Source organism: Tritonibacter sp. SIMBA_163 (assembly GCF_046535935.1).
Classification (GTDB): Bacteria; Pseudomonadota; Alphaproteobacteria; order Rhodobacterales; family Rhodobacteraceae; genus Epibacterium; species Epibacterium scottomollicae.
The window spans coordinates 1-250 of record NZ_JAWJBP010000974.1 but is presented as its reverse complement, the minus strand read 5'-3'; the positions used below and the strand labels follow the sequence as shown (position 1 = coordinate 250).

The following is a 250-nucleotide window of genomic DNA, read 5'->3' as shown; positions in this document are numbered from 1 at the left end:
CTGATAATATTCCGGGCGTTAGTGGGATTGGAGAAAAAACCGCCGTTAAACTCCTTCAACAATATGGCACTCTCGATCAAATTTATGACCATATTGATGAAATTAAAGGGGCACTGCAAAAGCGGTTAATCACTGGTAAAGAGGATGCCGAACATTCCCGTTATCTTGCCACCATTAAAGATGATGTTCCGTTAGAAATTAGTTGGGATGAGTTTCAATTAAAAGGAATTAATGTTGCAGTTTTAAAACC

1 protein-coding gene is annotated in these 250 nt (G+C 38.4%); it reads left to right on the top strand.

From position 1 onward, the window contains the following. A partial coding sequence (locus R0J92_RS25230; protein WP_411053703.1) for a 5'-3' exonuclease H3TH domain-containing protein occupies window positions 1-250 on the top strand: 250 nt, incomplete at both ends.